The following is a 26,166-nucleotide window of genomic DNA, read 5'->3' as shown; positions in this document are numbered from 1 at the left end:
ACAAGGTTTCACTATGTCTGACCCCATACTCAACGACAAATCTGAAGTCGACAAAGACCTCGCCCCGATTCGCGCGCAAATCGACGCGGTGGATGCGCAATTGCTTCACTTGCTCAACGAACGCGCCAAGCTCGCGCAGGCGGTTGGGCATGTGAAGCAAAAACACGCACAACCCGTGTTTCGCCCCGAGCGTGAGGCATTTGTTTTGCAAAAAATCGCCGCACAAAATCCTGGCCCGTTGCCGAGTCATTCGCTACAAACCCTGTGGCGTGAGGTCATGAGCATTTGCCGCGCGATGGAAGAGGCGGTGAAAGTCGCCTATCTTGGCCCTGCGGGCACATACACCGAGCAGGCGATGTACAAGCAGTTTGGCCACGCGATTGATGCAATTGACTGCACGACGGTGGATGATATTTTTCGCACCGTCGAAGCCGACGGCGCGGCGTTTGGCGTGGTGCCGATTGAGAACTCTATTGAGGGCGCGGTGAATCGCACGATGGACTTATTGCTCGCGTCACCGCTCAAAATTTGCGGTGAAGTCTCACTGGCGATTCGCCACTCGATGCTGCACAAGACAGGTGACATGAGCGGCGTGACCACCATCGTCGCGCACCCACAAGCCTTGGCGCAGTGCTACAACTGGCTCAAACAACATTACCCACACATTGAGCAAAAACCCGTCTCAAGCAACGCGCAAGGCGCACAAATGGCAGCCGCCGACCCAAGTGTCGCTGCCATCGCCAGTGACATCGCGGGCACGAAATACGCATTACAAACCGTCGCCGCGAGCATTCAAGATGACGCCAACAATCGCACTCGCTTCATCGTCCTCGCCAAACAACTGTGCGGCATATCGCCCAACGACAAAACCTCAATAATACTCGCCACGCCCAACAAAGCGGGCGCAGTCTACGCATTGCTTGAGCCATTTGCACGCAAAGGCGTCTCAATGCTGCGTTTTGAATCTCGCCCTGCTCGTCAAAAAGGCTGGGAGTATTTTTTCTATATTGACTTTGCTGGTCACATCGACGAGCAACACGTACGCGAGGCCTTGGCCGAAATCGAAGCGAATGCGGCGTTTTATAAGTGTCTTGGTTCGTATCCGGTGACATCATGACATTGCCTGAAGTTATTGGTAGTCTTTTTATTAAGGTTATAAAAACTTTGTTGGTTATTGTTCTTTTAGGAAGCATCGCCTATGGCTCTTATTTTTTGCTTTTTGGAATCGAGACCAAAGGTACAGTTGTGAGGATTGAACATCACAGTTCAATTTCATCGCGCAGAAGCTCCACACATATATGGATCTCTTATTCAACCCAAGCTGGGAAGAGCTACGAAACCTCTATCGATTCATCGTTTAATCTTGAAAGTTACTCTATCGGTGAGACTGTTTCTGTTTTGTATTTAAGGGAAGAGCCCAGTGAAGCAGAAATAAAGTCTATCATGGGCTTATATGGGTTTTTTATTCACTTGTCCTTAGTGTTAATATTAAGCTACTTCTCGTATAAATGGTCTAACCGAAAAAAGCAGAACACATGAAGATTTTCCAAACCCATGACAAAATAAAAATCAACAACCTCCTCCTCATCGGCGCAGGCTTGATTGGCGGCTCACTGACCCTTGCGCTCAAGCAAGCGCATGTGTCTCGACACATCATCGGCGTAGGGCGAACACCGTCCGTGATGGATGAAGCATTGAAACTGGGCATTGTCGATGCGGCGGTTTCGGTCGATTCTCCTGAGTTTATCGACGCGGTCAAAACCGCCGACGTCATCGTCCTCGCCATGCCCGTCGGTCAAACCTGCACAGTCTGCACCCAAATTGCCCCACATTTGCAACCTGACACCATCATCACCGATGTCGGCAGCACCAAAGCATCAGTCTATCGTGACGCCCACGCCGCGCTCGGCGATAAAGTACGTCAATTCGTCCTCGCTCACCCCATCGCGGGGCGTGAGGTAAACGGCCCACAAGCGGCACTGGCGGATTTGTATGTGAACAAAAAAGTCATGATTTGCCCGCACGAGACGAACCATACCGACGACGTGACTACCATTGCGGCGATGTGGCAGGCAACGGGCGCGCAAGTGTACGAGCTGAGCCTCACTGCCCACGACGAAATTTTCGCCGCCGTCTCGCACTTGCCGCATGTGTTGGCGTATGCCTTGATGAATCATGTCGCCGATTCGGATTTATCCAATGATAAATTTGCGATGGCAGGAGCTGGTTTTCGCGACTTCACGCGCATTGCGGCAGCCAGCCCTGAGATGTGGCGGGATGTGTGTTTGAACAACAAAGAAGCGATTTTGCGTGAATTAGACCTGTATCTCGCGCACACGCAGCAGTTGCGCGATGACATTGCGGCTGAGCGTGATGCAGACATTTTGGCGCAGTTTACCAAAGCGAGTGAGATGCGACTGGCGTGGGGTAGGGAACAATGAGCCGAATCTATTGCCGTCTTGCACTGCTCGCGGGCTGTCTCATCAGCCTGACAAACGCTGCATCTGCGAATGACTCAACAGGCTATGTCGCCACTGGTGGTGTGACTTATCTCAAAAACCCAAACGTTCGCATGGCGTCGGAAGATTTATACATCAGCCAAGAGCGGATTCACGTGCGTTATGAGTTTGTGAACGATGCGCCTCAAAGCGTGAGCGAAACGGTGTTGTTCCCCATGCCTGTGATTGATTACGCCGAAACCCGCGATGGTGATTTTGCCGACACTGCTGGTTTGGTCGAATCATTTAAAGTGATGGTGAATGGTCAAAGCATCAAACCGACACTGCACGCACGTGGCTTTTGGAAAGAAAAAGACATCACCACCGCATTGACCCAGTGCGGCTTTAGTGATCGTGAAATTGTCTTTCCGTATTTCAACGATGAGCCAGATAACCAATGGCGACATCGAGTCGATACCTGCTTTGAAAAAATGCTCCAGCAAGGCATCATTTCCGAAACAGAAGAATCTGACGAGCGGCACGTTTGGGCATCACAAATTATTTACAGCTGGCCACAAACATTCCCCAGCAAAAAAACACTGATTGTCGAGCACCAATATCAACCCTTGGTTGGCGGCAGTGTCGCAGGCATCGCCAGAGGCAATAGCGAGTATGCGAGAGACCTACAACGAGCCTACTGCTTTAACAAAACTTTTTGGCAAAAAATGGTACAAGGCAGTAAAACCTATCCAGCTTATACTACGCTGGGTTATGTCCTGACCACGGGCGCGAACTGGGCCAAACCCATCGGTCGTTTTAAATTAACCATTGATAAACCCAAAAATTCGCTCATGTCGCTCTGCTGGGATGCCTCTTTGAAAAAAGTCTCAGAGACCCGCTTTGAAGCGATCAAAACCAACTTTAAACCCACACGAGACATTGACATTATTTTTGCCGTCGCTGCCGACCCTCTGTGAACTTAACCTGAAAAAATCTATGGAACACATCACCCTAAACCCCGCCACCTCTGCCCGTGGCGACATCAAACTCCCTGGCTCTAAAAGCATCTCTAACCGTGTATTGCTGCTTGCCGCGTTGTCCGCCAAAGGCGAAACCACCCGCGTGCGCGACGTACTCGACTCGGACGACATACGCGTAATGCTCGCTGCGCTCAATACGCTTGGCGTGTCGGTGACGCAAGTGGCGGAACACGATTACGATGTGATCGGCACAGGTGGTGACTTTCCAAACAAAGACGCGGATTTATTCATGGGCAATGCGGGCACAGCGATTCGTCCGTTGACGGCGGTTTTGGCATTGCAAAACGGTACATACCACTTGCATGGCGTGCCGCGCATGCACGAACGGCCAATTGGTGATTTGATTGATGCCTTGCGTCAAATTGGCGCTCAAGTGGAATACAAAGGCAATGATGGTTTTCCACCTTTTGTACTCTCACCTGCGGTTTTACCTGACGGTGATTTGAGCCTGTCAATTAAAGGCAATGTATCGAGCCAGTTTCTCACGGCAGTGTTGATGGCTGCGCCTTTGCTCAAGCGTACATTGACGATTCATGTGGTTGACGAGTTGATTTCTAAACCGTACATCGAGATCACGCTCAATTTAATGGCGCGTTTTGGCGTGAACGTCACACGCAACGGCTGGTCATCGTTCACCATCGAAGCGGGCGCGGCGTACACGTCGCCAAAAGAAATTTATGTGGAGGGGGACGCATCATCCGCTTCGTATTTCCTCGCACTCGGCGCACTCGGCGGCGGGCCACTGCGCGTCACTGGCGTGGGTTTGTCCAGCATCCAAGGCGACGTGAGATTTGCCAACGCACTGCAAATGATGGGTGCAAATGTGATGATGGGTGAAAACTGGATTGAGGTGCGCGGCATTCACCACGAAGACGACCCAGACGAAACACAACTCAAGGGCATCGAACTTGACTGTAACCACATCCCTGACGCGGCAATGACTTTGGCAGCGGCAGCGTTATTTGCCAAAGGCTCAACCAAACTCACCAACATCGCCTCATGGCGCGTCAAAGAAACCGACCGTTTAAGCGCGATGGCCACCGAGCTGCGCAAAGTCGGCGCGACAGTGGAGGAGGGCGCCGACTACATCGTCGTCACACCACCGACCAAGGATGCATGGCAACACGCGGCCATCGACACCTACGATGATCACCGCATGGCGATGTGCTTCTCTCTCGTCGCTTTGAGCAAAGTTGGCGTGACGATCAACGACCCGAAATGTGTGGGGAAAACATTTCCGACGTATTTTGAAGTTTTACAATCTTTACTCAAATAAGAGCAAACTGCGCATACAACCCCTGCGTTGACTGCGAAGCATCATTTTTACCAGCTAAAAAACTCAAAATCAAGCCCCACATGAACCTCCTTCAATCCCAAAGCTTCGGTGGCCAAATTCTCCGCGCTACGCTCCTCGGTAAAGAGATTTTCTACTGCCCAGAAAATTTGCAGCCGCCGCCAACACCCGCACGCGGCGGTGTGCCCGTGTTGTTCCCTCAATTTGCGAGTTTGGGCGATTTGCCCAAGCACGGCTATGCCCGCACGCAGGAGTGGCAGGTATTTTCAATGTTAGAGGGCTGCGTGTCGAGCAGTTTGTTGCTCACTGAGCAACCTAATTGGCCACATCGAGCTCAATTGAATATCGATGCGTCTGTCGAAGATGACCGCATGCAGATCCACCTTGAGGTGCGCAATGTGGGCGATACATTGTTTGAGTGGACAGGCGGCTTGCATCCGTACTTTCTGGTGGGTGATGTGTTGCACAGTCGGATTGAGGGTTTAATTGAAGAGCCGATTTTTAAACTGTCGGAACAAAGCCTCAATGCCAAAGGTGCTGCACAAGCACACGCGGTCGATCAATCGCACGCCATCACATCATCTTTGAAATTATTTTCACCAGTCGTGAATCTGCTGATTGAGCAGTCTGGTTTCGATGCGTGGCAAGTATGGAACCCCTCGGCCAAACACAATCTGTCAGACATTCCACATGCTGACTGGCAAAAATTTTTATGTGTCGAGCCAGTAATTTTGATGCCAAAAACCTTGGCGCCTAACAACGAGTGGTTCGGCTGCATGACCATCTCTTTATTAAATCAAGAACTATAGTCATAAGACAATCTTGATGCTCTGTTGCACTGTAACACCCCAATTTACATCACGTTGTACTTTAGAAATATCAGATTATATGAACCGTCAAATCGAAGTTGATTTCATCAGAATGGCCGCATTGATTGGCATTTGTGTGGTTAATGTGCCTTTTATGGCATTACCCACAGAGCAATTGTTTGCGCTGCCTGCCAATCGTTGGGATATAAGCGCTTCACTGTTTACTGAAGTATTTTTTCAGTTAAAGTTTTTCCTGCTGTTCTCATTCATTTTTGGTTGGGGGATGGCCATTCAACAACTGGCTGCAGCTTCTAAAGGAGAACACTTTAAATCCCGTTATTTTCGCAGAATTATGGGATTAGCAATTTTTGGCGTATTGAACGCCACTTTGGTTTTCAGCGGTGATATTTTGGTGCTTTACGCCATTTTAGGAAGCTTGCTTTGGCTGATGGAAGATCACGAGCCAAGAGCTCTGCTCAAGCGTGCCGCTTGGATGATCCCCGTGTCAATGGCCTGTTTGATCTTATTGGCTGTATTGATGGAGGAGAGCACCACCCAAATGCCTTTAGGATCAGAAATATTTAGTTTGCCCAGTTTAGGAGGCAGTTTTGTCGATGCCACTCAAGCAAGATTAGCTGACTGGCCTGAAACGTTTCTTGTTTTATTGTTGCTGCAAGGCCCACTTGCCTTTGCTGCCTTTTTGGTTGGATTGGCTGCGGCAAAATCTGACTTTTTTGCACCAAATAGCCCTTATTTTAAGAGCCTCACACGTCGCGCACCGTGGTTACTACTCTTGGCCTTGGCCCTCAATGTTTGGTACTCCTTAGCTTCCGCTGGCCTATTGCCCCAAAACGCAACCATGCTCAATTTCGTCGGCTTCATCTTAATATCTGTGGGCGCTCCATTATTATCAGCCGTTTATCTTGTTACTTTTATTTTATTGGCCAGACGTTGGTCTGCGCCGTATCTGTTAGTTTTATCAGGCAAAAATACGCTGTCAACCTACATCCTGCAAGGAGTGATCTCTGGCTGGGTCTTTGGCGGTTACGGCTTAGGATTATTTGGCGACTTGGATCAAGCCGCGCTGCTTGGCCTTGCATTGCTCATTTCGTTAATCTCCATGACCTGTGTTGGCATCTACACTCATTACATGGGGCGAGGGCCATTGGAACAAGTTTTGCGCCTCATCTCTCATTAATCCATCATTTCAAATTCGCTCATGAAAATCATCCAAATTATTTTTACAGGCGGCACCATCGCCATGCGCACAAACGATGCTGGCATGCTGGTCCCTGCGGTATCTGGTGAAGAGTTAGTCACCTCAATTCCCGCATTGCAAAAAATTGCTAATATTAAAACAAATCAATTCGCCAATATCCCATCAGCACAAGTTTCTCCTCGTTTAATGTGGGCTTTGCGAAATGAAATCATCAATTATTTATCAAATGACGAAATATCTGGCGTTGTTGTTGTCCATGGTACAGACACCATGGAAGAAACTGCATTTTTTCTGGATGGCTCATTGAGCAATGCGCAATTGTCAAACAAGCCCGTGGTCTTAACAGGCGCGATGCGCAGCAATGATCAACTATCTGCCGATGGCATGGCAAACTTACTCGCAGCAACCCGCGTGGCTGCAGCAGAACGTTCTCGTGGGCGAGGCGTGATGGTGGTCATGAATGATGAGATTCACAGTGCCCGCTATGTGAAAAAAATGGACACTTCCTGTGTGCAAACATTTCAGTCACCACAACACATGCCAATCGGCTCTATGACGCACTCATCCGATGATAGTGGGGTACGTTTTATCACGCCACCGCGCCGTTTCACTCCAGTGTTGAATGTTTCACGTGAAACATGCGAATTACCTCGAGTGGACATCATATCGATGTATGCAGGTGCAGATGCCGCGTTATTCAATGCCAGCATAGCAGCGGGTGCTCAAGCTGTTGTGGTGCAGGGAGTCGGTGCGAGTAGCGTGAATCTTGAAATGTACACAGCCATTGAGTCAGCCATCGCGCAGGGCGTGGCCGTGGTGATCGCGTCGCGCTCGCCGCTGGGCATGTGCGCTCCCGTGTATGGCTACAAAGGCGGTGGCAAAACACTGGCCGCACTCGGCGCAGCATTCGCCCACGATTTGCCCGCACACAAAGCGCGGCTGTATGCGCAACTGCTGCTCGGTGGCCAACCCGCACACGCACCAAGTGCAGTGTTGGCGGGCTTTGCGCAATTGACAGATGAGCAGGCGGATTGGGCTTAGTTACACACATTGCCCATCCTCACACAAAGAATCAGTGGTCAGCGAGCATCGCCGCGATAAGCAGCATCTACGCTCACAGCCACAACGTGAATCGGGCAGCGCCCATGCGATCGCCTTTAAGATTCGCGCCCCTATTTTTACAATCCCACACCCACAGGATGATATGGATTTCCTCACACCCGAACTATTGTTACTATTGCCTCTGGCCTTTCTCGCGGGCTTGATTGATTCCGCCGTTGGTGGCGGTGGCTTGATTCAGTTACCTGGGATTTTTAACATCATCCCCAATCACGAACCACCTGTGTTGCATGGCACAAACAAACTGTCGTCCATCTGTGGCACAGGCATGGCGACGGTGCAGTATGCACGGCGCGTGCCATTGCGTTGGCGCATGTTGTTTGGCGCGGTGGCGATGGCACTGCTGTTTGCTTACATCGGCGCGCGACTGATTCCCTATTTGCCCAAAGAGTATTTGCGCCCCATCATGCTGGTGCTGATGATTGCCATGGTGATTTATACCTTCATGAAAAAAGACATGGGACAGAGCCACGAACCACGCTTCGCATCGCGCGGCGAGATGTTGGCGGGTTTGGGCTTGGGTGCGGCGATTGGGTTTTATGATGGTTTTTTTGGACCGGGAACGGGTTCGCTACTGGCTTTTGCCTTTGTGAAATGGTTTGGCTTTGATTTTTTAACCGCGACCGCGCACAGCAAAGTCATCAACCTTGCCACGAACTTTGCCGCGCTGTCTTTTTTCATTCCGCATGGTTACATTCTTTGGGGTGCAGGATTGGCGATGGGTGTGTGCAACATCGGGGGGGCGTTGTGCGGCACGCATGTGGTAACAAAATACGGTGCACCATTCATCCGGAAAATTTTGATCCTTGTCTTAAGCGCCACGATTGTCAAATTTGGATATGACACGCTGATCTCACTGATGTAAACCTAAGCGCCTCATAGTAATCACGCCCGTAATTACTTAAACATCATCACTATTGTTAAAGAACCTTCTAAGGTTATCATTTTTTGTTATCTACAGATGTTGCGAATTGGTATATTCTCACGCTCCTGTGTCCCTGATATTTTTATGTTGAGACTCTTATGAGTATTAAGCAACTGACTCAAAGAATCACACCATAAAAACATTTATCATCAGGCACGAAATACCAGCGGTTAATGCAGTAATTTAACCCTCATTTAAATAGAATCGATCGAAGAATAAACCCTATGTTCGATTGCGCATTATCTTTTTGGAGTTTGCATGACCACAAATACCCCCAATCGAAAAGCACCCATTAGAGACATTGCCGCCGCTGTGATTGGTAATGCTTTGGAATGGTACGACTTCTTTATCTTTGCCTTTATGGCAACCATTATCACAGGTGTATTCACCAGCGGCAGTGACGAGCACAAAGAACTCGTCAAAATTCTCGGCATTTACGGTGTTGGTTTTTTAATGCGCCCAATTGGTGGCATCTTCTTTGGCTTGATGGCGGACAGAGTAGGACGTAAACGTGCTTTGAGTTTAGTCATTATCCTCATGTCGATCTCAATGCTGCTGCTCACATTGGCACCGAGTTACGCGACAGCCGGAACCGCGGCCATCGCTATTTTGGTGGTTTCTCGGCTCATTCAGGGATTTGCCACAGGTGGTGAGTTCGGCACATCGACGTCTTTGTTAGTGGAGTTGGCACCAAAAAACCAAAAGGGTTTTTACGGTTCATGGCAACTATCTAGCCAGATGTTAGCGGTTTTTCTGGCGGCCAGCGCCGGCTTTGCGGTATCAAAAGCTTTTTCACCTGAAGAAATTAAAGCGTTTGCATGGCGCATCCCATTTGCGCTGGGTTTACTGATTATTCCTGTCGCTTGGTATATTCGCAAGCACATGCAGGAGTCACACGAATTTGAATCAGTTAAAAATCATTCTGAAGGCTCCAGCCTATCCACACTGTTTAAGCATTATCGATTGGAGCTACTCGTCAGCATCGGTATCCTCGCGGCAGGCACCACCGCCACATACACCATCATCAGCTATGTGGTTACCTATGCCAAAACGTTTTTAAAGTTAGATGGTGATGCCGCATTTTTGGTACAAGCGGCCAGTGCATTGTGGATGGTGGTTCTAATTCCGATCGTGGGCCGTTTTTCCGATAAGTTTGGCGTATTGGGTCGTCCCAAAATCCTCCTTGGTGCCTTTTTACCTTACTTATTGATTTTGATTCCCGCTTATCAATGGTTATTGCTCAACCCGAGTATTGAGCGTTTATGGGCTTTACAATTATTGTTGTGCACATTGATTGCTGTTGCGTTTGGTGTGTTGTCTACTGTGTTGACCGAACTATTTCCCACCCAAGTTCGTGCCAGCGGCATTTCAATTGGTTACAACCTCGGTGTTCTTATCTTTGGTGCTGCCGCGCAACCGATTGTGACTGAGTTGATTTCTCGCACAAAAAACCCCATGATTCCAGCATACTATGTCGTGAGCTGCACAATTGTTGGGGTCATTGCTTTGGCTGTGCTTATTTGGCGGAATGGCAAGAATCCGCAAAAAGTCTTAAACACCAATGCTTAAAGCCAAAATACAACTCTGACCAAAGCCAGCGCAAGCTGGCTTTTTTATATCCAATGTTTCACGTGAAACATTTATGCCTAAAATTGACCAAGGGGTAGGGCAAGGCCCAAACCAACCGATTTTTTTATTTCTGTGTAACAAATACAACATTAAACAACACAGATTTGAAAAACCCATGTTTCACGTGAAACATTAAAAATGCCACTCCAGCATTTGGGCTATAATAATTTCATCGTTCATTTTTCACCCCAGTAATGGGGTTTTTGTTTCGCTATGATTTACACAAAACACTACGACGTGATCGTCATCGGCGGCGGCCATGCAGGAACCGAAGCCGCACTCGCAGCAGCGCGCATGGGCAGCCAAACATTGTTGCTGACGCACAACATCGAAACCCTCGGCCAAATGAGCTGCAATCCCTCCATCGGCGGCATCGGTAAAGGCCACTTGGTCAAAGAAGTGGATGCTCTCGGCGGCGTGATGGCGCGTGCAGCGGATATTGGCGGGATTCAGTTCCGTATATTGAACTCCAGCAAAGGCCCAGCTGTGCGTGCGACACGTGCACAAGCCGATCGCCTGCTGTACAAACAAGCGGTGCGCAGCGCCTTAGAAAACCAACCAAACCTTGACTTATTCCAACAAGCGGTCGATGACCTCATCGTTGAAGGAGACAAAGTCACGGGCGTAATGACTGAAATCGGCATTCAGTTCAATGCAACAACAGTCGTGCTTACCGCAGGGACATTCTTGGGCGGTAAAATTCACGTCGGACTGAACAATACCATCGGCGGGCGCGCAGGTGACCCCGCAGCGTTACGCTTATCTGACCGACTCAAAGAACTGAACTTGGGGCAGGGCAGACTGAAAACGGGCACGCCGCCACGCATCGATGGTCGTTCGATAGACTACTCACGCATCACAGAGCAACCGGGCGACTTGGATCCTATACCCGTGTTTTCATTCATGGGGCGTGCCGAGCAACACCCACGACAAGTGTCTTGCTGGGTCACGTACACCAACAGCAAAACCCACGACATCATCCGAAATGGCTTGTCGCGCTCACCGATGTACACGGGCGTGATTGAAGGCGTCGGCCCACGCTACTGCCCATCAATTGAAGACAAAATTCACCGTTTCGCGGATAAGGACCAACACCAGATTTTCCTCGAACCCGAAGGCTTGCTCACGCACGAGATTTACCCGAACGGTATTTCCACCAGTTTGCCCTTTGATGTACAGATTGACCTCGTGCGCTCCATGGTCGGTTTAGAAAATGCGCACATTCTGCGCCCCGGTTACGCCATCGAGTATGACTACTTTGACCCGCGCGGTTTGAAAGCCACATTTGAGACGAAAGCCATCGTCAATCTTTACTTCGCAGGCCAAATCAACGGCACGACGGGCTACGAAGAAGCCGCCGCTCAAGGCTTACTTGCTGGTGCGAACGCTTCACGCCGCGCACAAAACAAAGACGAATGGCGTCCTACCCGTCACGATGCCTATCTCGGCGTGCTCGTCGATGACCTCATCACCAAAGGCGTCGCCGAGCCATACCGCATGTTCACCAGCCGTGCCGAATATCGCCTTTCCCTACGCGAAGACAACGCCGATGCACGCCTCACACCGATTGGTCGCGAACTCGGCCTCGTCGGTGACGAGCAATGGGCGTATTTCGAGCGAAAAATGGAAACCGTCGCTCGCGAGCAAGAACGTCTGAAATCCACTTGGGTCAACCCCAACAACTTCTCAGCCTCAGATGCCACCGAGTTGCTCGGCAAAACGATTGAGCGTGAATACAATCTCGCTGATTTATTGCGCCGCCCCGAAGTCACTTACGAAAAATTAGTGACAGTACAAAACGGCCGCTTTGCACCCGAAACCGCACTGTCGTCAGATGCGGTGGACGAGCAGATTTTCAAAGAACAAGTCGAAATCAACACCAAATACGCCGGCTACATCGAGCGCCAAAAAGAAGAAATCAGCAAACAAGCCAACCACGAAACCACGCGTATTCCAAGCGGCCTCGACTACATGGATGTCAAAGGCCTATCCAACGAAGTGCGTCAAAAACTTGCCAACAACGCGCCCGAAACGGTTGGCCAAGCCGCCCGTATCTCTGGTGTCACGCCTGCCGCCATTTCGTTGTTATTGGTACACATCAAGCGTGTGAATCAAGCAGCGGGGAGGATGCAATGAGATCGGCAGCACACACAAACACCGTGGTACACCCAAATCAGGCGACACACTCATGAGTCGCGCCACTACTTTTGACCCCACCCGTGTGCGCCAGCTTTTGACCGATGGGCTGAGTGACATGAATCTGTCCACCAGTGAGCACGAGCGCAGCCAGCTCATTGCTTATCTCGGCCTCATGGCCAAGTGGAATCATGTATACAATCTCTCCGCCATACGAGAATTAGACAAGATAGTGAGTTATCACTTACTGGATTCACTAGTTATTGTGCAGATTTTCAGAAATTGGCTCACCAACATCAAACAACCCAGCGTGCTTGACGTCGGTACAGGCGGTGGTTTACCAGGTGTGGTTTTAGCCATTATGAACCCCGCTTGGCACATCACCCTCATTGACCCCGTGCACAAAAAAACCGCGTTTTTGACACAAGTCAAAGCGCAGTTGGCGCTGACAAACATCACCGTCATCACAGGCAAAGTTGAGGATTTGCCCGCGAACAGCACATACGATCTCATCACCAGCCGCGCTTTCGCCAGCGTTGTCGATTTTGTTCGACTGTCGGAAAACGTGCTCAAAGCCAACGGTGTTTTTGGCGCAATGAAAGGTGTGATGCCTGCCGACGAATTAATAGAGCTAGAGCAATTTGCGCCGAGTACATGGGCAAACGAGATCATCGAACTCGCCGTACCTCAGCTGGATGCACAGCGACATTTAATTAAAATATGGCAACGTGAAACCAAGACACATCTTTAATTAGAAAAGAAAACCCATGACCAAAATCTTCTGCATCGCCAACCAAAAAGGCGGCGTCGGCAAAACTACCACCACCGTCAATCTCGCCGCATCGCTCGCCAAGCTCGGCCAACGCGTGCTGCTCATTGACCTTGACCCGCAGGGCAACGCCACCATGGGCAGCGGTGTGGACAAGCACAGCCTGCCATCAACGATTTACCATGTTTTACTTGGATTAAAGCCGATTTCCGCAGCGATCGTGCAACCGCCCGAAGTCGGTTACTCGCTGCTCGCCGCCAACCGCGACCTCGCGGGTGCTGAGATTGAGCTTGTCGATTTAGAACGCCGCGAGTACCGCCTCAAGGATGCCTTGCTCGAAGTTCAACATCAATACGACTACATCCTGATTGACTGCCCACCATCGCTCTCGATGCTCACGCTCAACGGCCTGTGTTCAGCAGGCGGTGTCATCATCCCGATGCAGTGCGAATATTTCGCGCTTGAGGGTTTGTCTGACTTAGTCAACACCATCCGCAGTCTGCACGCCCATCTCAACCCAGATTTGAAAATCATTTGCCTGCTGCGCGTCATGTTCGACATGCGCATCACGCTGCAGCAACAAGTCTCCGATCAGCTCAAAGCCCACTTCGGTGACAAGGTATTCGACACCGTCATCCCACGCAACGTCCGACTCGCTGAAGCGCCGAGTTATGGCTTACCGGGTGTGATTTACGACGCATCATCGCGCGGCGCGAAAGCCTACCTCGACTTCGCCAGCGAGCTCATCCACAAAAAACTCTAACCGATGCGTCATTGTGGGCTAGACCCGCAATCTGCGAATTCAAAAACCAGTGGTCATACAGCAAAAGCCACTCAAACATTTTCACCAAAACCAAGAGAACAACCATGGTCACCAAACAAAAAAAAGGCTTAGGCCGCGGACTGGAAGCCCTCATGGGTGCATCAAACGCCATGCACGCGAACACACAAACCGCAGAAGCGGCTGAACCCAACCCAGCAGGCAACTTGCAAATGATGTCACGAGACAAGCTGCATGCAGGCAAATACCAGCCACGCAGCCACATGGATGAAACAGCACTTGCCGAACTCGCTGCCAGCATCACTGCGAACGGTCTCATGCAGCCCATCACCGTCCGCCCGATTGGCGCAGATCGCTTTGAAATCATAGCAGGTGAACGTCGCTACCGCGCCGCAGGCATTGCAGGTCTCACCGAAGTCCCCGTCCTCATCCGCGAGCTCGATGACCAGCAAGCATTGTCTCTGGCGCTCATCGAAAACATCCAGCGTGAAGACCTCAACCCGCTCGAAGAAGCACAAGGTTTGCAGCGTCTCATCGCTGAATTTGGCTACACCCACGACACATGCGCTGTCGCGATTGGCCGCTCACGCAGCGCCGTATCGAACCTACTGCGCCTCCTAAACCTCGCCCAACCCGTGCAAACCATGCTCCTCGCAGGTGACATCGACATGGGTCACGCCCGCGCCTTACTCAGCCTGCCATCTGCCGAACAAATCATGCTCGCTCAAGAAATCGCCACCCGCCGCATGAGCGTGCGCGACACCGAAAAACGCGTCCAAGCCATCCTCGCAGGTGAAGAAACAGGCCACAAAAAAGACAAAATGCGCGTAGTCAGCGGCGACATCATCCGCATCGAACAACAACTCTCCGACAGCCTCGGCGCAGAAGTCATGATCAAAATGGGCGCGAAAAACAAAGGGAAAATGGTGATTAACTTCGGTAATCTCGACATACTTGAAGGAATTTTAGCTATAATTTCAAACCCTAAATAATCTTTACACTTTCGCGTTTTGGAGAACATTTATGAAAAAAATAGTCAAACTCAATATTTGGATGAGCGGCATCGCAGTTGCTTTATTCTCCAGTCTTTTTAATATAATGTCTTTTTTATTCGCATCTGTGTTCGGTTTTACGCTTTTAGGAGCGCAAGCGATACAAGGCGAATTACTTAATGAGTGGGACAATAAAGTAGACAAAATCGTTAATGTTGCAATGCATCAAACATTTTCTTTAGGATCAGCTCTGCTTTGGGGGTTTTTATACGGTTTTCTTTTTGCTGTGATTTATAATTTATTGTCTAAATTTTTCAAAATCCGTTTACTGAAAGGTGATTATGAGTGAACTCACTTGTCGCGGATTCAAAAAAGCATATTCATAATATTACGTCTACTCAGGCTTGGACTAATTTTTACAGCCCAAGCTCTTAGGCAAATGACAAGCACCTATTTAGTTTATAGTATGAGACATTCAGGAGAGCGGCTAAAAACTAGCCATAGCTTGGGTGGAATTGCCGAAAGACTGCAAATTGAAGTATCGCCAAATTTATCTTGAGGTTGGCGACATTATTCAAAGTAATTGAATCAATCTGCTCACAGATCATTAATGACCGTCATCAACATTTTTAATCGAATTCGCACTGAAACCCTGTTTGAATAGAAAACATCAAAGGTTTTGTTTCATGACAAGTAAATTATATTTGAGTGGCATTTGTGCTTTAGTTGCGGCAGGCGCATCTTTTTCGGCTTGGTCGGCGGAACTTTGTCCCGCAGAAATTAAAACCACTCAAAACGCAGTTGATGTTCCAACGGATTACGAGATTACCGAGGCTGAGTACGGCTCGCATCGTTTGCAATCTATCATTGTGTACGATGGTCTTGTCAAAGACATGGCTAGCCTTGTCCCTGACTTTCAAAAAAAGAACATCGCTCGTTGGAGTTTTAGCAAGCAATCCAGCTCACAAGCCCGAGAAGTTGCGTGTCATTATTCAAGAACCCGAATTGTGTTGACAAAAGCCTTGCCTGTAGGAGTTGAATCTTGTACGGCAACATTTGACCCCAGCATCTTGATTGACGGAGATAGCAAAATTAAATCATTTAACTGTAAATAGGCACGACTAATAATCGCGTGAATTAAAGTACGAAACGCAACGACTCTCCTTGTCTAAAGTGTGCTCGCTTCGTGGCAACTTTTTTCTTGGTTGTTGAAAATAAACATGTGCTACTACACTTAATTGGCTTTTTCAAACAGAAAAGCGCATTCCATAATTTAATTTATCATTTAAACTAAAAGTAACAGCCACGGTTTAGCACTCACAGCGAACACCAAGGTTGAAGATATGAAAATGTTTTACGACATCAGAGTATACGCCAGCATTGTAAGTCTATATGTGTAAAAATGTTAGATAAACCACAAAGACGTGCCTAAGCCCGAAACCTACTTCGTCACCGACATCGAAACCGACGGCCCGATTCCTGGGCCGCATTCGATGCTGTCTTTTGCCAGTGTGGCGTATTCTGATTCTGGTGAGTTGCTTGATACATTCAGTGTGAATCTTGAAACACTCGATGGCGCGAGTGGCCATCCACACACCATGAAGTTTTGGGCCAGCGAGCCCGATGCTTGGGCAACGTGTCGGTCGGATTTAGTCGCACCAGATATGGCGATGAAAGACTTCGTCAAATGGATTCGCATAACCTGTGGCAAGTTAACCAATCCTGTGTTTGTCGGCTACCCTGCAGGTTTTGATTTCACGTTCGTTTTTTGGTATTTGGTGAAATTCACAGGCGACTCTCCGTTTTCGTGGTCTGCGTTGGACATGAAAACCATGGCGATGATGTTAACTGATTTTCCCTATAAACAGGCGATTAAACCACGTTTGCCGAAAGAGTGGCTGCCCGAAAATTTACCACACACCCACATTGCCCTTGATGATGCCTTAGAGCAGGGACATATTTTTTGCGCCATGCTCAAAGAGTGGCAAAAGCATGTGCAGGAAAGAAAAGCAGCAGAGATGTTAAGCGAGTCAAGCACCACCGAACCCGAAACCAACTAACCTAAAAAATGGTCTCAGCAACCCCGAAAAGCCAGCTCTGAAACATCAAGGATAAAAGCCAATATCAATGAGAAGGGTGCTTATTTTGAATTTAAATACAAAAAAGCGAGTCTTACGACTCGCTTTTTCGTGTCAGATGAAACGTTGTTTATTTGGCTGATTCATCCTTGAGCGGAATCAATGATTCTTTGATGCCAAATTTATTATTCATGTACCACTGCTGACCAATTGAGAAGATATTGCTCACCACCCAATACAACACCAAACCCGCAGGGAACCAAAAGAACGTCACACCAAAAATCAACGGCATCCACATCATCATTTTCGCTTGCATCGGATCGGCTGGCTTTGGATTGAGCTTGGTTTGAATCAACATCGTAATAACCATCAATGCAGGCAATACATAAAACGGGTCAGCCAGTGACAAATCCTTAATCCACAACCAGGGCGCGCCACGCATTTCAACGGCCGCTTGCAGCACATAGTACAAAGCCAAGAAGATCGGCATTTGCGCGAGCATCGGCAGACAGCCACCCGCTGGATTGACTTTTTCTTCTTTGTAGAGTGCCATCATGGCTTGATTCATTTTCATGCGATCATCACCGTACTGCTCTTGAAGCTGTTTGAGACGCGGTGCGAGCAGTTTCATTTTCGCCATGGATTTATAGCTTGCCGCAGTGAGCGGGAACAATACCAATTTCACCAAAATCGTCAACGCCACAATCGTCCAACCCCAATTTGGAATGAAGTTGTGCAAAAAGCCCATCAACCAATGAATCGGCTTGGCAATAATAGTTGCCCAACCATAATCCACCGATAAATCAAGACCTGTTGCTATTTCTGACAACACTTGCTGATCTTGGGGACCAACGTATAGTGTGGTATTCAGATTTGCCTTCGCAGCGGGAGCCACGACACCCAATGGTACTGTTTGGCGGATGCTGTAAACGTTTGGTTGATTGTCCTTATTCACAACAGTTTTAAATTCACGAGTACGCTCTTCGTTATTGGGCAACACCCATGCGGCAACAAAGTAGTGTTGTAGCATGCCAATCCAGCCGTTATTGGCCGATGATTCAAACTTTGCTTTTCCATCAGCAATGTCTGTGAAAGAAACTTTCTTAAACTTATCCTCTTGGTTATACAACACAGGACCAGTATAAGTGCTGTAAAAGAAGGAACCATCCTCCTGCACATCGTCACGAGATAAATCCAAATAAACTTGCGCATCAATCGGCATCGCACTAGCGTTATCAACCTCGTGATTCACGCCAAGTGAGTAGCTGCCACGTTTGAGCGTATAGGTTTTTTTGAGCGTCACACCATTTTCTGTTGCCGTCAGAGTCACACTGGTTTCGTTTTCCCCATCTTTAAGAACCGCTTCAGGGGTACTGGCTGTGAAGGGTGTTTTGTGATTTAAACCTAAAGTACCTGCCAAACCTGAGCGAGAAAGATAAATTCTATTACCCTCAGTCGTAAACAAATCTTGATTTTTGTCTTTGACTTTTGAATCACGGTGTTCAAGCAACTCCGCATACTCAATCACACCACCTTCGGTATTGATTTTCAAACGCAATTTATCATTGGCCAAAACAACCGCTTGCCCCTTTGGTTTGACACTCGCATCAGGTGTGGTCACAACACCAGTTGTCGGATTGGTTGTGGCGGCACCAACTGTTGTGCTTGCTTTTTGTACAGTTGCTGTAGGCGCAGGCATGTGCGCTGCCTGCCATTGCGTCCATAAAATCAGCAAAGATGCTGAAAAAATCAACCAAAGAATAGTGCGTGATGAAAAATTTTTCATTCAAAAAGTCTCTTGCAAAAAAGATAACCAAAAATTTGGCAGGTTCAAAAAAACAGGCGATTATAACAAGGATTGATGCCACAGCATTTGCTTTTGGCTGTGGTTTAACCTGTGCTTTTTTAAGATTTTTTTCGGGATCGGCGCACCGCTTCCAGCTCAGCGACTGTTGGTACAGGATCAAGACCCGGCTCACAGCCAGGACGGCACCGCCCAATCCTTTTAATGGCCAACCACGAACCCATTAGTGCACCATGACGCTCAATAGCAATAATGGCATAACGAGAGCAAGTCGGATGAAAACGACAATGATTGGCCGTGAATGGGCTAATCATCAGCTGATAGCCTCGAACCAATAAAATAAACAATCGTTTCATGAACGCGCCGCCTGTCGTTCTAAAACGAACTGCTGCCCTGCGTCAAACAAAGTACAAAGCTCCTCTGCCCACAATCGTTTTTGGTTGGAAGATAGTGGTTTTTGTGAAACTTTACTGCGCAGACGCACCACCCACAAACCATCTGCGAGACCATCGGCCCGTAAGCGAAAATGCTCGCGCGACAATCGCTTGAGTGTGTTTCGTGTCACAGCACGCTTGGCCAGTTTTTTGGGTATCACCAATCCAAGCTGAGCCCAAGGTTGAGTCAGCGGCGCAGGAAAGCGCGGCGATGTCGCACAAAAATGCAATGCAAAATCAGCCGTTTGTGCACAAATACGCATGCACAAAGCGGATGCATACGCATCCGCTTTGAGTATTCTTCGACAGGGTGGCAGCCCAAGGCTTGCCTGACGTGTCATAGTTGGCGATTAAACTGCCAAGCGAGCACGACCCTTAGCACGGCGTGCATTCAAAACCGCACGACCACCACGGGTTTTCATACGCGCACGGAAACCGTGGGTGCGTTTGCGACGGACTACTGAAGGTTGGAAAGTACGTTTCATTGCGTTCTACCTAAGACTATGTGAATTCGGTTGGAAAAACTGGCTATTTTTATAATGACGGCGCTTATGTGCGCGGTGTGGATAAAAAGCCACCTAAAGAGTCGATTATTAGAACCGATTTTACAAATAAAAGCAAGGATTTACGGCAAATCACTGCAAAATTAGCCAAAAAACTGTGGATAACTTTCCGATAAGTGTCGCAAAAAAGTGTAAAATGGCTTCCCTTCACAAAACTTTCCCCACGGCGTGTCTCGTGGGGTCATTTTTCTCTATCAGGTTCATTTCGCATGTTGTTGTTCTGGCAAGCCTGTTTATCACAGCTGAAAAAAGAGCTCACCCCGCAGCAATTCAAAGCGTGGATCGCCCCATTGTCGGCTGAACATTTTGACGAAGCAGCGGCTTCGTTACGCATACTCGCGCCTTCACGCATCAAAGCAGATGCCGTGGCCAAACAGTTTGGTGAACGTTTTCAAACAATGGCTCAAGAATATTGGGGAAAGCCAGTACAAGTGATATTTACCGTCAAGGCCAAAGCAGCTCGACCAATGATGAGCAAACCAACAATGCCCCAAAGCATCAACTTGGGGCAAAGTGCAGAACGTTTGGTTGATACACCAGACAATACCCGTACAGAACCAGTAACAAAATCAGCACCATCAAGTCTCAAAGCCAACAAACACCTCTCACACCTTGATAGTAGTTTGAGTTTTTCAAACTTGGTGTCTGGTAAAGCGAACCAATTGCCCAAAATGGTGGCAATGGAAGTTGTGGAACAACCTGGTAAAAAATACAATCCTTTTTTCATCTATGGCAGCGTAGGCGTCGGTAAAACCCATTTAATGCACGCGATTGGCAATGCCTTTTTAGAACACAACCCAGATAAAAACGTTCGATACCTATTTGCCAACACTTATGTGAGCGAAATCGTCAAGGCTTACCAAAACAACCGATTTGAAGAGTTCAAACAGTATTATCAAGATCTCGATATGCTGTTGATTGACGACATCCAGTTTTTTGGCGATGGTAAAAAAGAGGGCACACAGTTTGCCTTTTTTGAGTTGTTCGAGACATTGATTCGAGACAACAAGCAAATCATCATCACCTCAGATCGCTACCCGAAAGCATTAGAAGGCATACAAGAACGCCTGCGTTCTCGGTTTGAGTCTGGTATTTCCATTGAAATAGAACCACCTGAGTTGGAAATGCGAGTGGCGATTTTGCTTAAAAAAGCAGAACTCGAAAACATCCCGTTGCCTGAAGACGTCGCTTTTTTTATTGCCAAATTACTGCGTGCAAACGTTAGGGAATTGGAAGGCGCTTTACGTAAAGTAATTGCTTACTCACGATTTCACAAAGAAAAAATCACGATAGACAACACCAAAACAGCGTTAAAAGACCTACTGAACAACAACCAAGAACACATCAGCATCGAGATGATTCAAAAAGTGGTTGCCGATTTTTATAAAATCAAAGTGGCTGATATGTATTCAAAAGCCAGACCCAAAAGCATCGCTTATCCTCGCCAAATTGCCATGTATCTGGCCAAGGAGTTGACTCAAAAGAGCTTACCTGAGATTGGCGAGCGTTTTGGTGGTCGAGATCACACAACCGTACTACATGCTATCCGTAAAATCAGCGAGACAGAACGAAGTGATTCACAATTGCATCATGAAATCAGATTGCTCGAACAACTCATCAAGGGGTAAAAAGTGCCAAAAACACCAAAAGAGTTGTGGATAACCAACATTAATCTGTGGATAAATCATAGCAAACCTCCTCACTTCACTGTGAATAACAAAGAACAAGTCATCAATGATTAGCACCATCGATAAAAATCAAACAATCCATCCACAAGGTAAATCTGCGGTAAAATGCTGTTTTGATTCAAAAATTAGACTTATCCACAAAATTGGCTCAAGTAAACAAAAGTAAGGTATAAAAAGGATTAATATATTATGGAACTCTTAAAATGCAGCAAAGACCAACTCCTCAATCCTCTGTCTATCGTCAGCGGTATCGTTGAACGACGTCACACTTTACCTGTACTGGCCAATGTCCTCATCAAAAAAGATCAGAAAAACATTACGTTTACCAGCACAGACATTGAAATTCAGATCAAAACCCAAATCACGTTAGAGCAAGGTGAGGGTTCGATTGATACCACTGTTAATGCCAAAAAATTACTTGATATTCTCAAAGCATTGTCTGATGACAAGGATGTTGGTCTCACACTAAAAGACAACAAGGTCGCAATTAATTCGGGCAAAAGTAAATTTAATTTGCAAACATTGCCTGCCAATGATTTCCCAGAAATGGCCAAATCAAGCGACTTTACACATTCGATCACGCTAAAACAAAAACAACTCAAAGATTTGCTCAATAAAATCCACTACGCTATGGCAGTGCAAGACATCCGTTATTACCTCAATGGCTTGCTGATGATTTTGGACGATAAGCAATTGTCCGTGGTTGCCACAGACGGTCATCGTTTGGCTTTCACAGGTATGGAAAACGAAACAGGAATTGATGGCAAAAAAGAATTGATTTTGCCACGCAAAACGGTTCTTGAATTACAACGCTTGTTGCAAGACAATGATGAATCGGTTGTAATTGATGTGTCAAACAACCAAATTCGTTTCACGTTTAATCAAATTGAACTGACGTCTAAACTGGTGGAAGGCAAATTTCCTGATTACCAAAAAGTCATTCCAGTGGACTACACCAAACAAGTCTCAATAAATCGCCAGTTGCTCCAGCAGGCTTTACAACGTGTGGCGATTTTGAGCAACGAAAAATTCAAAGGTGTGCGCTGGCTGTTTGAATCAAACAGCCTGAAAATAAGCTCAACCAATACCGATCAAGAAAACGCACTTGAAGAGCTCGACATCGAGTACAGTGGAGAACCGCTGGACATCGGTTTTAATGTCACTTATTTGCTCGATGTGCTGTCTAATCAAAAAACCGAGGACATTCTCATTAACCTCGGTGACACTGCAACACAAAGTGTGCTCATCACAGTCAAGGACGATGCGCAATTTAAATACGTCGTTATGCCGATGCGCATCTAAAAAGCAATTTTGTTTTTTAGAATAAGCACTTAACCAGCAAAACAACAGGACATACATGACAGAGAACGTTGAAAATATCATTCCCAATGTATCTGAAAAAGAATACGGCGCTGATTCGATTAAAATGCTCAAAGGCCTTGAAGCTGTACGTAAGCGACCAGGCATGTATATAGGTGATACAGCGGACGGTACAGGCCTGCACCACATGGTATTTGAGGTCTTGGACAACGCGATTGACGAAGCCCTCGCGGGTCACTGCGATGACATCGTGATCACGATTCACCCTGATAACTCTGTTTCTGTATCAGATAACGGTCGTGGCATCCCAACGGACGTGCACAAAGAAGATGAGTTTGAGCGCAGCGCTGCCGAAATCGTCATGACTGAATTGCACGCGGGCGGTAAATTTGACCAAAACAGTTATAAAGTTTCTGGCGGTTTGCACGGGGTTGGCGTATCGGTGGTCAATGCCTTGTCTGATTGGTTACAATTGACAGTGTGCCGTCAAGGTGAAATTCACCAGATGAAGTTTCGCGCAGGTGAGCGCGTCGAGCCACTCAAAGTCATTGGCAAAACGGACAAGACTGGTACTGAAGTTCACTTCCACGCCAGTGCAGAGATTTTTGGAGATGTGAATTTTCACTACGAGATTTTATCCAAGCGAATTCGTGAGTTGTCTTTCCTGAACAACGGCGTGAAAATTCGCCTGATCGATTTACGCAACAATAAGGAAGAAGACTTCGCATTGGCTGGTGGGATTGCGGGTTTTGTTGAATATATCAATCGCAGCAAATCAACGCTGCACAGCAAAGTGTTTCACGCCACAGGTGAGAAAGACAACGTCACGGTTGAAGTCGCCATGCAATGGAATGACTCCTACAATGAAAACGTCTTATGCTTTACCAACAACATTCCGCAACGCGATGGCGGTACACATCTGACGGGTCTGCGTGCGGCGATGACACGCGTGATGAATAAATACATCGAAGAGAACGACTTCGCCAAAAGAGCCAAAGTCGAAACAGCTGGTGACGATATGCGCGAAGGCTTGACCTGTGTGTTGTCTGTCAAAGTCCCTGAGCCGAAATTCTCGTCACAAACCAAAGACAAACTCGTCTCATCTGAAGTGCGTTTACCTGTCGAAGACGTTGTGGCCAAAGCCTTGTCGGATTTTTTACAAGAAAATCCTGCGGAAGCAAAAACCATCTGCAACAAAATCATCGACGCCGCCCGCGCTCGTGAAGCAGCACGCAAAGCCCGTGAAATGACGCGTCGAAAAGGTGTGCTCGATGGTGTTGGCCTGCCTGGTAAACTCGCTGATTGCCAAGAAAAAGACCCTGCGTTGTGCGAATTGTTTATTGTCGAGGGTGACTCTGCAGGTGGTTCGGCCAAACAAGGTCGTGAGCGAAAATACCAAGCGATTTTGCCGCTTAAAGGTAAAATCCTTAACGTCGAGAAAGCACGATTTGACAAAATGCTGTCCAGCCAAGAGGTGGTAACTTTAATTACCGCGCTCGGCACAGGGATTGGTAAAGACGACTACAACATCGAGAAACTACGCTACCACCGCATCATCATCATGACCGATGCGGACGTCGATGGCGCTCACATTCGCACGCTTTTATTGACGTTCTTTTACCGTCAAATGCCCGAATTGGTTGAACGTGGTCACATCTACATCGCGCAACCACCATTGTATAAAATCAAACAAGGCAAACACGAGCAGTACATCAAAGACGATGCCGAATTGAACAAATACATCCTCAATGTCGCACTCGAAAAAGCTCAGTTAGACACGCACACAGGCCAAAATATCACAGGAGATAGCTTGGTTGAGTTGGCTCGCCAATATCAAACCTCCGAAATGGTGGTTCGTCGTTTGTCCAGCACCCACGAGCCGATTGTTTTACGTGCCATCACAGATGGTTTGAAATTGGACTTATCCACTGCTGAAACAGCACAAGCTTCAGCCGCTGCGTTGCGCGAATATTTCTCGTATCAATCTGACGTGAAACTTGAAGTCATGGTTCAATCAGACAGCCATGGTGCGCCACGACTCATGGTTCATCGCCGTCACTTTGGCAATGTCAAACTCACGTATCTGACTCAAGAGTTCACACACAGCGCTGATTACATTGCTTTAGAGAAAAGCGCAGCCTTGTTTGGTAACCACATGGGTTCGCGCCAATCACTCGAGAGCTGGGTGACGGTCACCCGTGGTGAAGGTGAGAAAGCGCGTAGTGCAAAGGTCAAAGACTTTCATCAAGCCATGAAATGGTTGCTTGATGATGCAGAGCGCTCCATCAGCAAACAGCGGTATAAAGGTCTGGGCGAGATGAATCCAGAGCAGCTTTGGGAAACCACCATGGATGCCACGGTGCGTCGTTTGCTACAAGTGCGTATCGAAGACGCCATTGCGGCTGATGAGATATTCTCGACGCTCATGGGGGATGATGTTGAACCTCGCCGGGCGTTTATCGAAGCGAACGCTGTTTATGTGAACAACATTGACGTTTGATTCAAGTGTCATCCATCGATTATTCAACCAAAAACCAAGCAAATGCTTGGTTTTTAAATAGCCATAGGATTTCCATGCCTTCTCCTCAAGTCTCTCGTTTTCAAAAATTACAAAAGCAAGGTCAATGGCGGTATATTTTGACCACAATGCTTTTAGTGGTGGTGTTCACAGGTACTATTCAGCTGGTCTCTGGCAGTGGCCTGTCCCCCAAACTATTGGCGCTGTACGCTTTTTTGGCAGCGGTTATTACTCAATTTGATTGGCGCGTTTCTCAATGGCGTCATGACAAGAAAATGAATCCACCAGAGCTTTAAGCATGGTTTGTTGGGCCTTCTGAAAGTTTTGGTCAGTTGGCCAATTCCTTAAGAAAACGCAGGACGTCAAAAAAACAGCAAAAAGGCACTTACCGAAAAATAAAAGGGACAGGTTTATTTAAGAATTGCCACATCTCCCTGATATGGTGCAGCGCACATCACAAAAAGCCCATCATTCCACAGTTTTTCTCATAATCACCCTGAAAAACCGTTGACGCATAGCTAGTGCGCAGGTAAACTGTGCGCTCTTCGCTTCGCCAAGCCAGTAAAATCAAGGGTTTAGCTTTTTTGTAAGCTATAAGTTTCATGTGAAA

At 47.7% G+C, this 26,166-nt stretch carries 25 protein-coding genes; 21 read left to right on the top strand and 4 right to left on the bottom strand.

Going from position 1 to position 26,166, the window contains the following annotated elements; genetic code table 11:
* Nucleotides 1–13 precede the first annotated feature (13 nt).
* The 17 genes from pheA (at nt 14) to IE082_RS06445 (ending at nt 17,211) form a co-directional block, all read left to right on the top strand.
* Complete coding sequence (pheA, locus tag IE082_RS06525) at nt 14–1,117, top strand: prephenate dehydratase (RefSeq protein ID WP_189493117.1); 1,104 nt, start codon at nt 14–16, stop codon at nt 1,115–1,117.
* Nucleotides 1,114–1,539, top strand: a complete 426-nt coding sequence (locus tag IE082_RS11460) for a DUF3592 domain-containing protein (RefSeq protein WP_189493116.1) — start codon at nt 1,114–1,116, stop codon at nt 1,537–1,539. The genes pheA and IE082_RS11460 overlap by 4 nt, the downstream gene beginning before the upstream one ends.
* Complete coding sequence (locus IE082_RS06515) at nt 1,536–2,441, top strand: prephenate dehydrogenase (protein ID WP_189493115.1); 906 nt, start codon at nt 1,536–1,538, stop codon at nt 2,439–2,441. The genes IE082_RS11460 and IE082_RS06515 overlap by 4 nt, the downstream gene beginning before the upstream one ends.
* Nucleotides 2,438–3,415, top strand: coding sequence for a DUF4424 family protein (locus tag IE082_RS06510; RefSeq protein ID WP_189493114.1), 978 nt, complete (start codon nt 2,438–2,440; stop codon nt 3,413–3,415). Before IE082_RS06515 ends, IE082_RS06510 begins: the two co-directional genes overlap by 4 nt.
* A 19-nt stretch (nt 3,416–3,434) precedes the next feature.
* Nucleotides 3,435–4,754, top strand: coding sequence for a 3-phosphoshikimate 1-carboxyvinyltransferase (aroA, locus tag IE082_RS06505; RefSeq protein WP_189493113.1), 1,320 nt, complete (start codon nt 3,435–3,437; stop codon nt 4,752–4,754).
* 80 nt (nt 4,755–4,834) lie between these two features.
* Entirely contained in the window at nt 4,835–5,581 is a 747-nt protein-coding gene (locus IE082_RS06500) for an aldose epimerase family protein (RefSeq protein ID WP_189493112.1), read from the top strand.
* Between the two features lie 79 nt (nt 5,582–5,660).
* Complete coding sequence (locus tag IE082_RS06495; protein WP_189493111.1) at nt 5,661–6,779, top strand: DUF418 domain-containing protein; 1,119 nt, start codon at nt 5,661–5,663, stop codon at nt 6,777–6,779.
* Between the two features lie 21 nt (nt 6,780–6,800).
* A complete protein-coding gene (locus tag IE082_RS06490; RefSeq protein WP_189493110.1) occupies nt 6,801–7,841 on the top strand; it encodes an asparaginase in 1,041 nt (346 codons plus the stop codon).
* A 163-nt stretch (nt 7,842–8,004) separates the two neighbouring features.
* Nucleotides 8,005–8,784, top strand: a complete 780-nt coding sequence (locus tag IE082_RS06485) for a sulfite exporter TauE/SafE family protein (RefSeq protein WP_189493109.1) — start codon at nt 8,005–8,007, stop codon at nt 8,782–8,784.
* A 318-nt stretch (nt 8,785–9,102) separates the two neighbouring features.
* Nucleotides 9,103–10,413, top strand: coding sequence for an MFS transporter (locus IE082_RS06480; protein WP_189493108.1), 1,311 nt, complete (start codon nt 9,103–9,105; stop codon nt 10,411–10,413).
* Nucleotides 10,414–10,686: 273 nt separating this feature from the next.
* Entirely contained in the window at nt 10,687–12,609 is a 1,923-nt protein-coding gene (gene mnmG / locus IE082_RS06475; RefSeq protein ID WP_189493107.1) for a tRNA uridine-5-carboxymethylaminomethyl(34) synthesis enzyme MnmG, read from the top strand.
* Nucleotides 12,610–12,661: 52 nt separating this feature from the next.
* Entirely contained in the window at nt 12,662–13,360 is a 699-nt protein-coding gene (gene rsmG, locus IE082_RS06470) for a 16S rRNA (guanine(527)-N(7))-methyltransferase RsmG (RefSeq protein ID WP_189493106.1), read from the top strand.
* 16 nt (nt 13,361–13,376) lie between these two features.
* The gene (locus IE082_RS06465) at nt 13,377–14,141 is read left to right on the top strand and encodes a ParA family protein (protein ID WP_189493105.1); all 765 of its coding nucleotides are present in this window, start codon (nt 13,377–13,379) and stop codon (nt 14,139–14,141) included.
* 104 nt (nt 14,142–14,245) lie between these two features.
* Complete coding sequence (locus IE082_RS06460) at nt 14,246–15,151, top strand: ParB/RepB/Spo0J family partition protein (protein WP_189493104.1); 906 nt, start codon at nt 14,246–14,248, stop codon at nt 15,149–15,151.
* Nucleotides 15,152–15,182: 31 nt separating this feature from the next.
* Complete coding sequence (locus IE082_RS06455; protein WP_189493103.1) at nt 15,183–15,500, top strand: hypothetical protein; 318 nt, start codon at nt 15,183–15,185, stop codon at nt 15,498–15,500.
* Between the two features lie 337 nt (nt 15,501–15,837).
* Complete coding sequence (locus tag IE082_RS06450) at nt 15,838–16,266, top strand: STY0301 family protein (protein ID WP_189493102.1); 429 nt, start codon at nt 15,838–15,840, stop codon at nt 16,264–16,266.
* 309 nt (nt 16,267–16,575) lie between these two features.
* Nucleotides 16,576–17,211, top strand: a complete 636-nt coding sequence (locus tag IE082_RS06445) for a 3'-5' exonuclease family protein (protein WP_189493101.1) — start codon at nt 16,576–16,578, stop codon at nt 17,209–17,211.
* A gap of 148 nt (nt 17,212–17,359) precedes the next feature.
* On the opposite strand, the gene yidC is transcribed toward IE082_RS06445, so the two are convergent.
* The 4 genes from yidC to rpmH form a co-directional block, all read right to left on the bottom strand.
* The gene (gene yidC, locus IE082_RS06440) at nt 17,360–19,015 is read right to left on the bottom strand and encodes a membrane protein insertase YidC (protein ID WP_189493100.1); all 1,656 of its coding nucleotides are present in this window, start codon (nt 19,013–19,015) and stop codon (nt 17,360–17,362) included.
* A 119-nt stretch (nt 19,016–19,134) separates the two neighbouring features.
* Nucleotides 19,135–19,389 carry a membrane protein insertion efficiency factor YidD gene (gene yidD, locus IE082_RS06435; protein WP_189493099.1) on the bottom strand — a complete coding sequence of 85 codons (255 nt, stop codon included), beginning with the start codon at nt 19,387–19,389 and terminating at the stop codon, nt 19,135–19,137.
* Nucleotides 19,386–19,808, bottom strand: a complete 423-nt coding sequence (locus IE082_RS06430; RefSeq protein WP_189493098.1) for a ribonuclease P protein component — start codon at nt 19,806–19,808, stop codon at nt 19,386–19,388. The genes yidD and IE082_RS06430 overlap by 4 nt, the downstream gene beginning before the upstream one ends.
* A gap of 9 nt (nt 19,809–19,817) precedes the next feature.
* Nucleotides 19,818–19,952, bottom strand: a complete 135-nt coding sequence (rpmH, locus tag IE082_RS06425; RefSeq protein WP_189493097.1) for a 50S ribosomal protein L34 — start codon at nt 19,950–19,952, stop codon at nt 19,818–19,820.
* A gap of 287 nt (nt 19,953–20,239) precedes the next feature.
* Here rpmH and dnaA point away from each other — a divergent pair, with 287 nt between their 5' ends.
* From dnaA to IE082_RS06405, 4 genes are all read left to right on the top strand, one after another.
* Complete coding sequence (gene dnaA, locus IE082_RS06420) at nt 20,240–21,658, top strand: chromosomal replication initiator protein DnaA (protein ID WP_189493096.1); 1,419 nt, start codon at nt 20,240–20,242, stop codon at nt 21,656–21,658.
* Nucleotides 21,659–21,907: 249 nt separating this feature from the next.
* On the top strand, nt 21,908–23,020 hold the full coding sequence (gene dnaN / locus IE082_RS06415; RefSeq protein ID WP_189493095.1) for a DNA polymerase III subunit beta: 1,113 nt from the start codon (nt 21,908–21,910) through the stop codon (nt 23,018–23,020).
* Between the two features lie 55 nt (nt 23,021–23,075).
* Nucleotides 23,076–25,538 (top strand): DNA topoisomerase (ATP-hydrolyzing) subunit B, encoded by a 2,463-nt coding sequence (gyrB, locus tag IE082_RS06410; protein WP_189493094.1) that lies wholly within the window; start codon nt 23,076–23,078, stop codon nt 25,536–25,538.
* A gap of 74 nt (nt 25,539–25,612) precedes the next feature.
* Nucleotides 25,613–25,852 (top strand): hypothetical protein, encoded by a 240-nt coding sequence (locus tag IE082_RS06405; protein ID WP_189493093.1) that lies wholly within the window; start codon nt 25,613–25,615, stop codon nt 25,850–25,852.
* Nucleotides 25,853–26,166 lie beyond the last annotated feature (314 nt).

Origin of the sequence: Formosimonas limnophila, assembly GCF_014652675.1 — a bacterium.
Taxonomy (GTDB): Bacteria; Pseudomonadota; Gammaproteobacteria; order Burkholderiales; family Burkholderiaceae; genus Hydromonas; species Hydromonas limnophila.
This window is presented reverse-complemented; position numbering and strand designations above follow the sequence as displayed.

What these genes read in the sequence shown, in the direction of transcription:
- pheA (WP_189493117.1), top strand. Translation starts at nt 14, where the DNA reads ATGTCTGACCCCATACTCAACGACAAATCTGAAGTCGACAAAGACCTC.
- IE082_RS11460 (WP_189493116.1), top strand. Translation starts at nt 1,114, where the DNA reads ATGACATTGCCTGAAGTTATTGGTAGTCTTTTTATTAAGGTTATAAAA.
- IE082_RS06515 (WP_189493115.1), top strand. Translation starts at nt 1,536, where the DNA reads ATGAAGATTTTCCAAACCCATGACAAAATAAAAATCAACAACCTCCTC.
- IE082_RS06510 (WP_189493114.1), top strand. Translation starts at nt 2,438, where the DNA reads ATGAGCCGAATCTATTGCCGTCTTGCACTGCTCGCGGGCTGTCTCATC.
- aroA (WP_189493113.1), top strand. Translation starts at nt 3,435, where the DNA reads ATGGAACACATCACCCTAAACCCCGCCACCTCTGCCCGTGGCGACATC.
- IE082_RS06500 (WP_189493112.1), top strand. Translation starts at nt 4,835, where the DNA reads ATGAACCTCCTTCAATCCCAAAGCTTCGGTGGCCAAATTCTCCGCGCT.
- IE082_RS06495 (WP_189493111.1), top strand. Translation starts at nt 5,661, where the DNA reads ATGAACCGTCAAATCGAAGTTGATTTCATCAGAATGGCCGCATTGATT.
- IE082_RS06490 (WP_189493110.1), top strand. Translation starts at nt 6,801, where the DNA reads ATGAAAATCATCCAAATTATTTTTACAGGCGGCACCATCGCCATGCGC.
- IE082_RS06485 (WP_189493109.1), top strand. Translation starts at nt 8,005, where the DNA reads ATGGATTTCCTCACACCCGAACTATTGTTACTATTGCCTCTGGCCTTT.
- IE082_RS06480 (WP_189493108.1), top strand. Translation starts at nt 9,103, where the DNA reads ATGACCACAAATACCCCCAATCGAAAAGCACCCATTAGAGACATTGCC.
- mnmG (WP_189493107.1), top strand. Translation starts at nt 10,687, where the DNA reads ATGATTTACACAAAACACTACGACGTGATCGTCATCGGCGGCGGCCAT.
- rsmG (WP_189493106.1), top strand. Translation starts at nt 12,662, where the DNA reads ATGAGTCGCGCCACTACTTTTGACCCCACCCGTGTGCGCCAGCTTTTG.
- IE082_RS06465 (WP_189493105.1), top strand. Translation starts at nt 13,377, where the DNA reads ATGACCAAAATCTTCTGCATCGCCAACCAAAAAGGCGGCGTCGGCAAA.
- IE082_RS06460 (WP_189493104.1), top strand. Translation starts at nt 14,246, where the DNA reads ATGGTCACCAAACAAAAAAAAGGCTTAGGCCGCGGACTGGAAGCCCTC.
- IE082_RS06455 (WP_189493103.1), top strand. Translation starts at nt 15,183, where the DNA reads ATGAAAAAAATAGTCAAACTCAATATTTGGATGAGCGGCATCGCAGTT.
- IE082_RS06450 (WP_189493102.1), top strand. Translation starts at nt 15,838, where the DNA reads ATGACAAGTAAATTATATTTGAGTGGCATTTGTGCTTTAGTTGCGGCA.
- yidC (WP_189493100.1), bottom strand. Translation starts at nt 19,015, where the DNA reads ATGAAAAATTTTTCATCACGCACTATTCTTTGGTTGATTTTTTCAGCA.
- yidD (WP_189493099.1), bottom strand. Translation starts at nt 19,389, where the DNA reads ATGAAACGATTGTTTATTTTATTGGTTCGAGGCTATCAGCTGATGATT.
- IE082_RS06430 (WP_189493098.1), bottom strand. Translation starts at nt 19,808, where the DNA reads ATGACACGTCAGGCAAGCCTTGGGCTGCCACCCTGTCGAAGAATACTC.
- rpmH (WP_189493097.1), bottom strand. Translation starts at nt 19,952, where the DNA reads ATGAAACGTACTTTCCAACCTTCAGTAGTCCGTCGCAAACGCACCCAC.
- dnaA (WP_189493096.1), top strand. Translation starts at nt 20,240, where the DNA reads ATGTTGTTGTTCTGGCAAGCCTGTTTATCACAGCTGAAAAAAGAGCTC.
- dnaN (WP_189493095.1), top strand. Translation starts at nt 21,908, where the DNA reads ATGGAACTCTTAAAATGCAGCAAAGACCAACTCCTCAATCCTCTGTCT.
- gyrB (WP_189493094.1), top strand. Translation starts at nt 23,076, where the DNA reads ATGACAGAGAACGTTGAAAATATCATTCCCAATGTATCTGAAAAAGAA.
- IE082_RS06405 (WP_189493093.1), top strand. Translation starts at nt 25,613, where the DNA reads ATGCCTTCTCCTCAAGTCTCTCGTTTTCAAAAATTACAAAAGCAAGGT.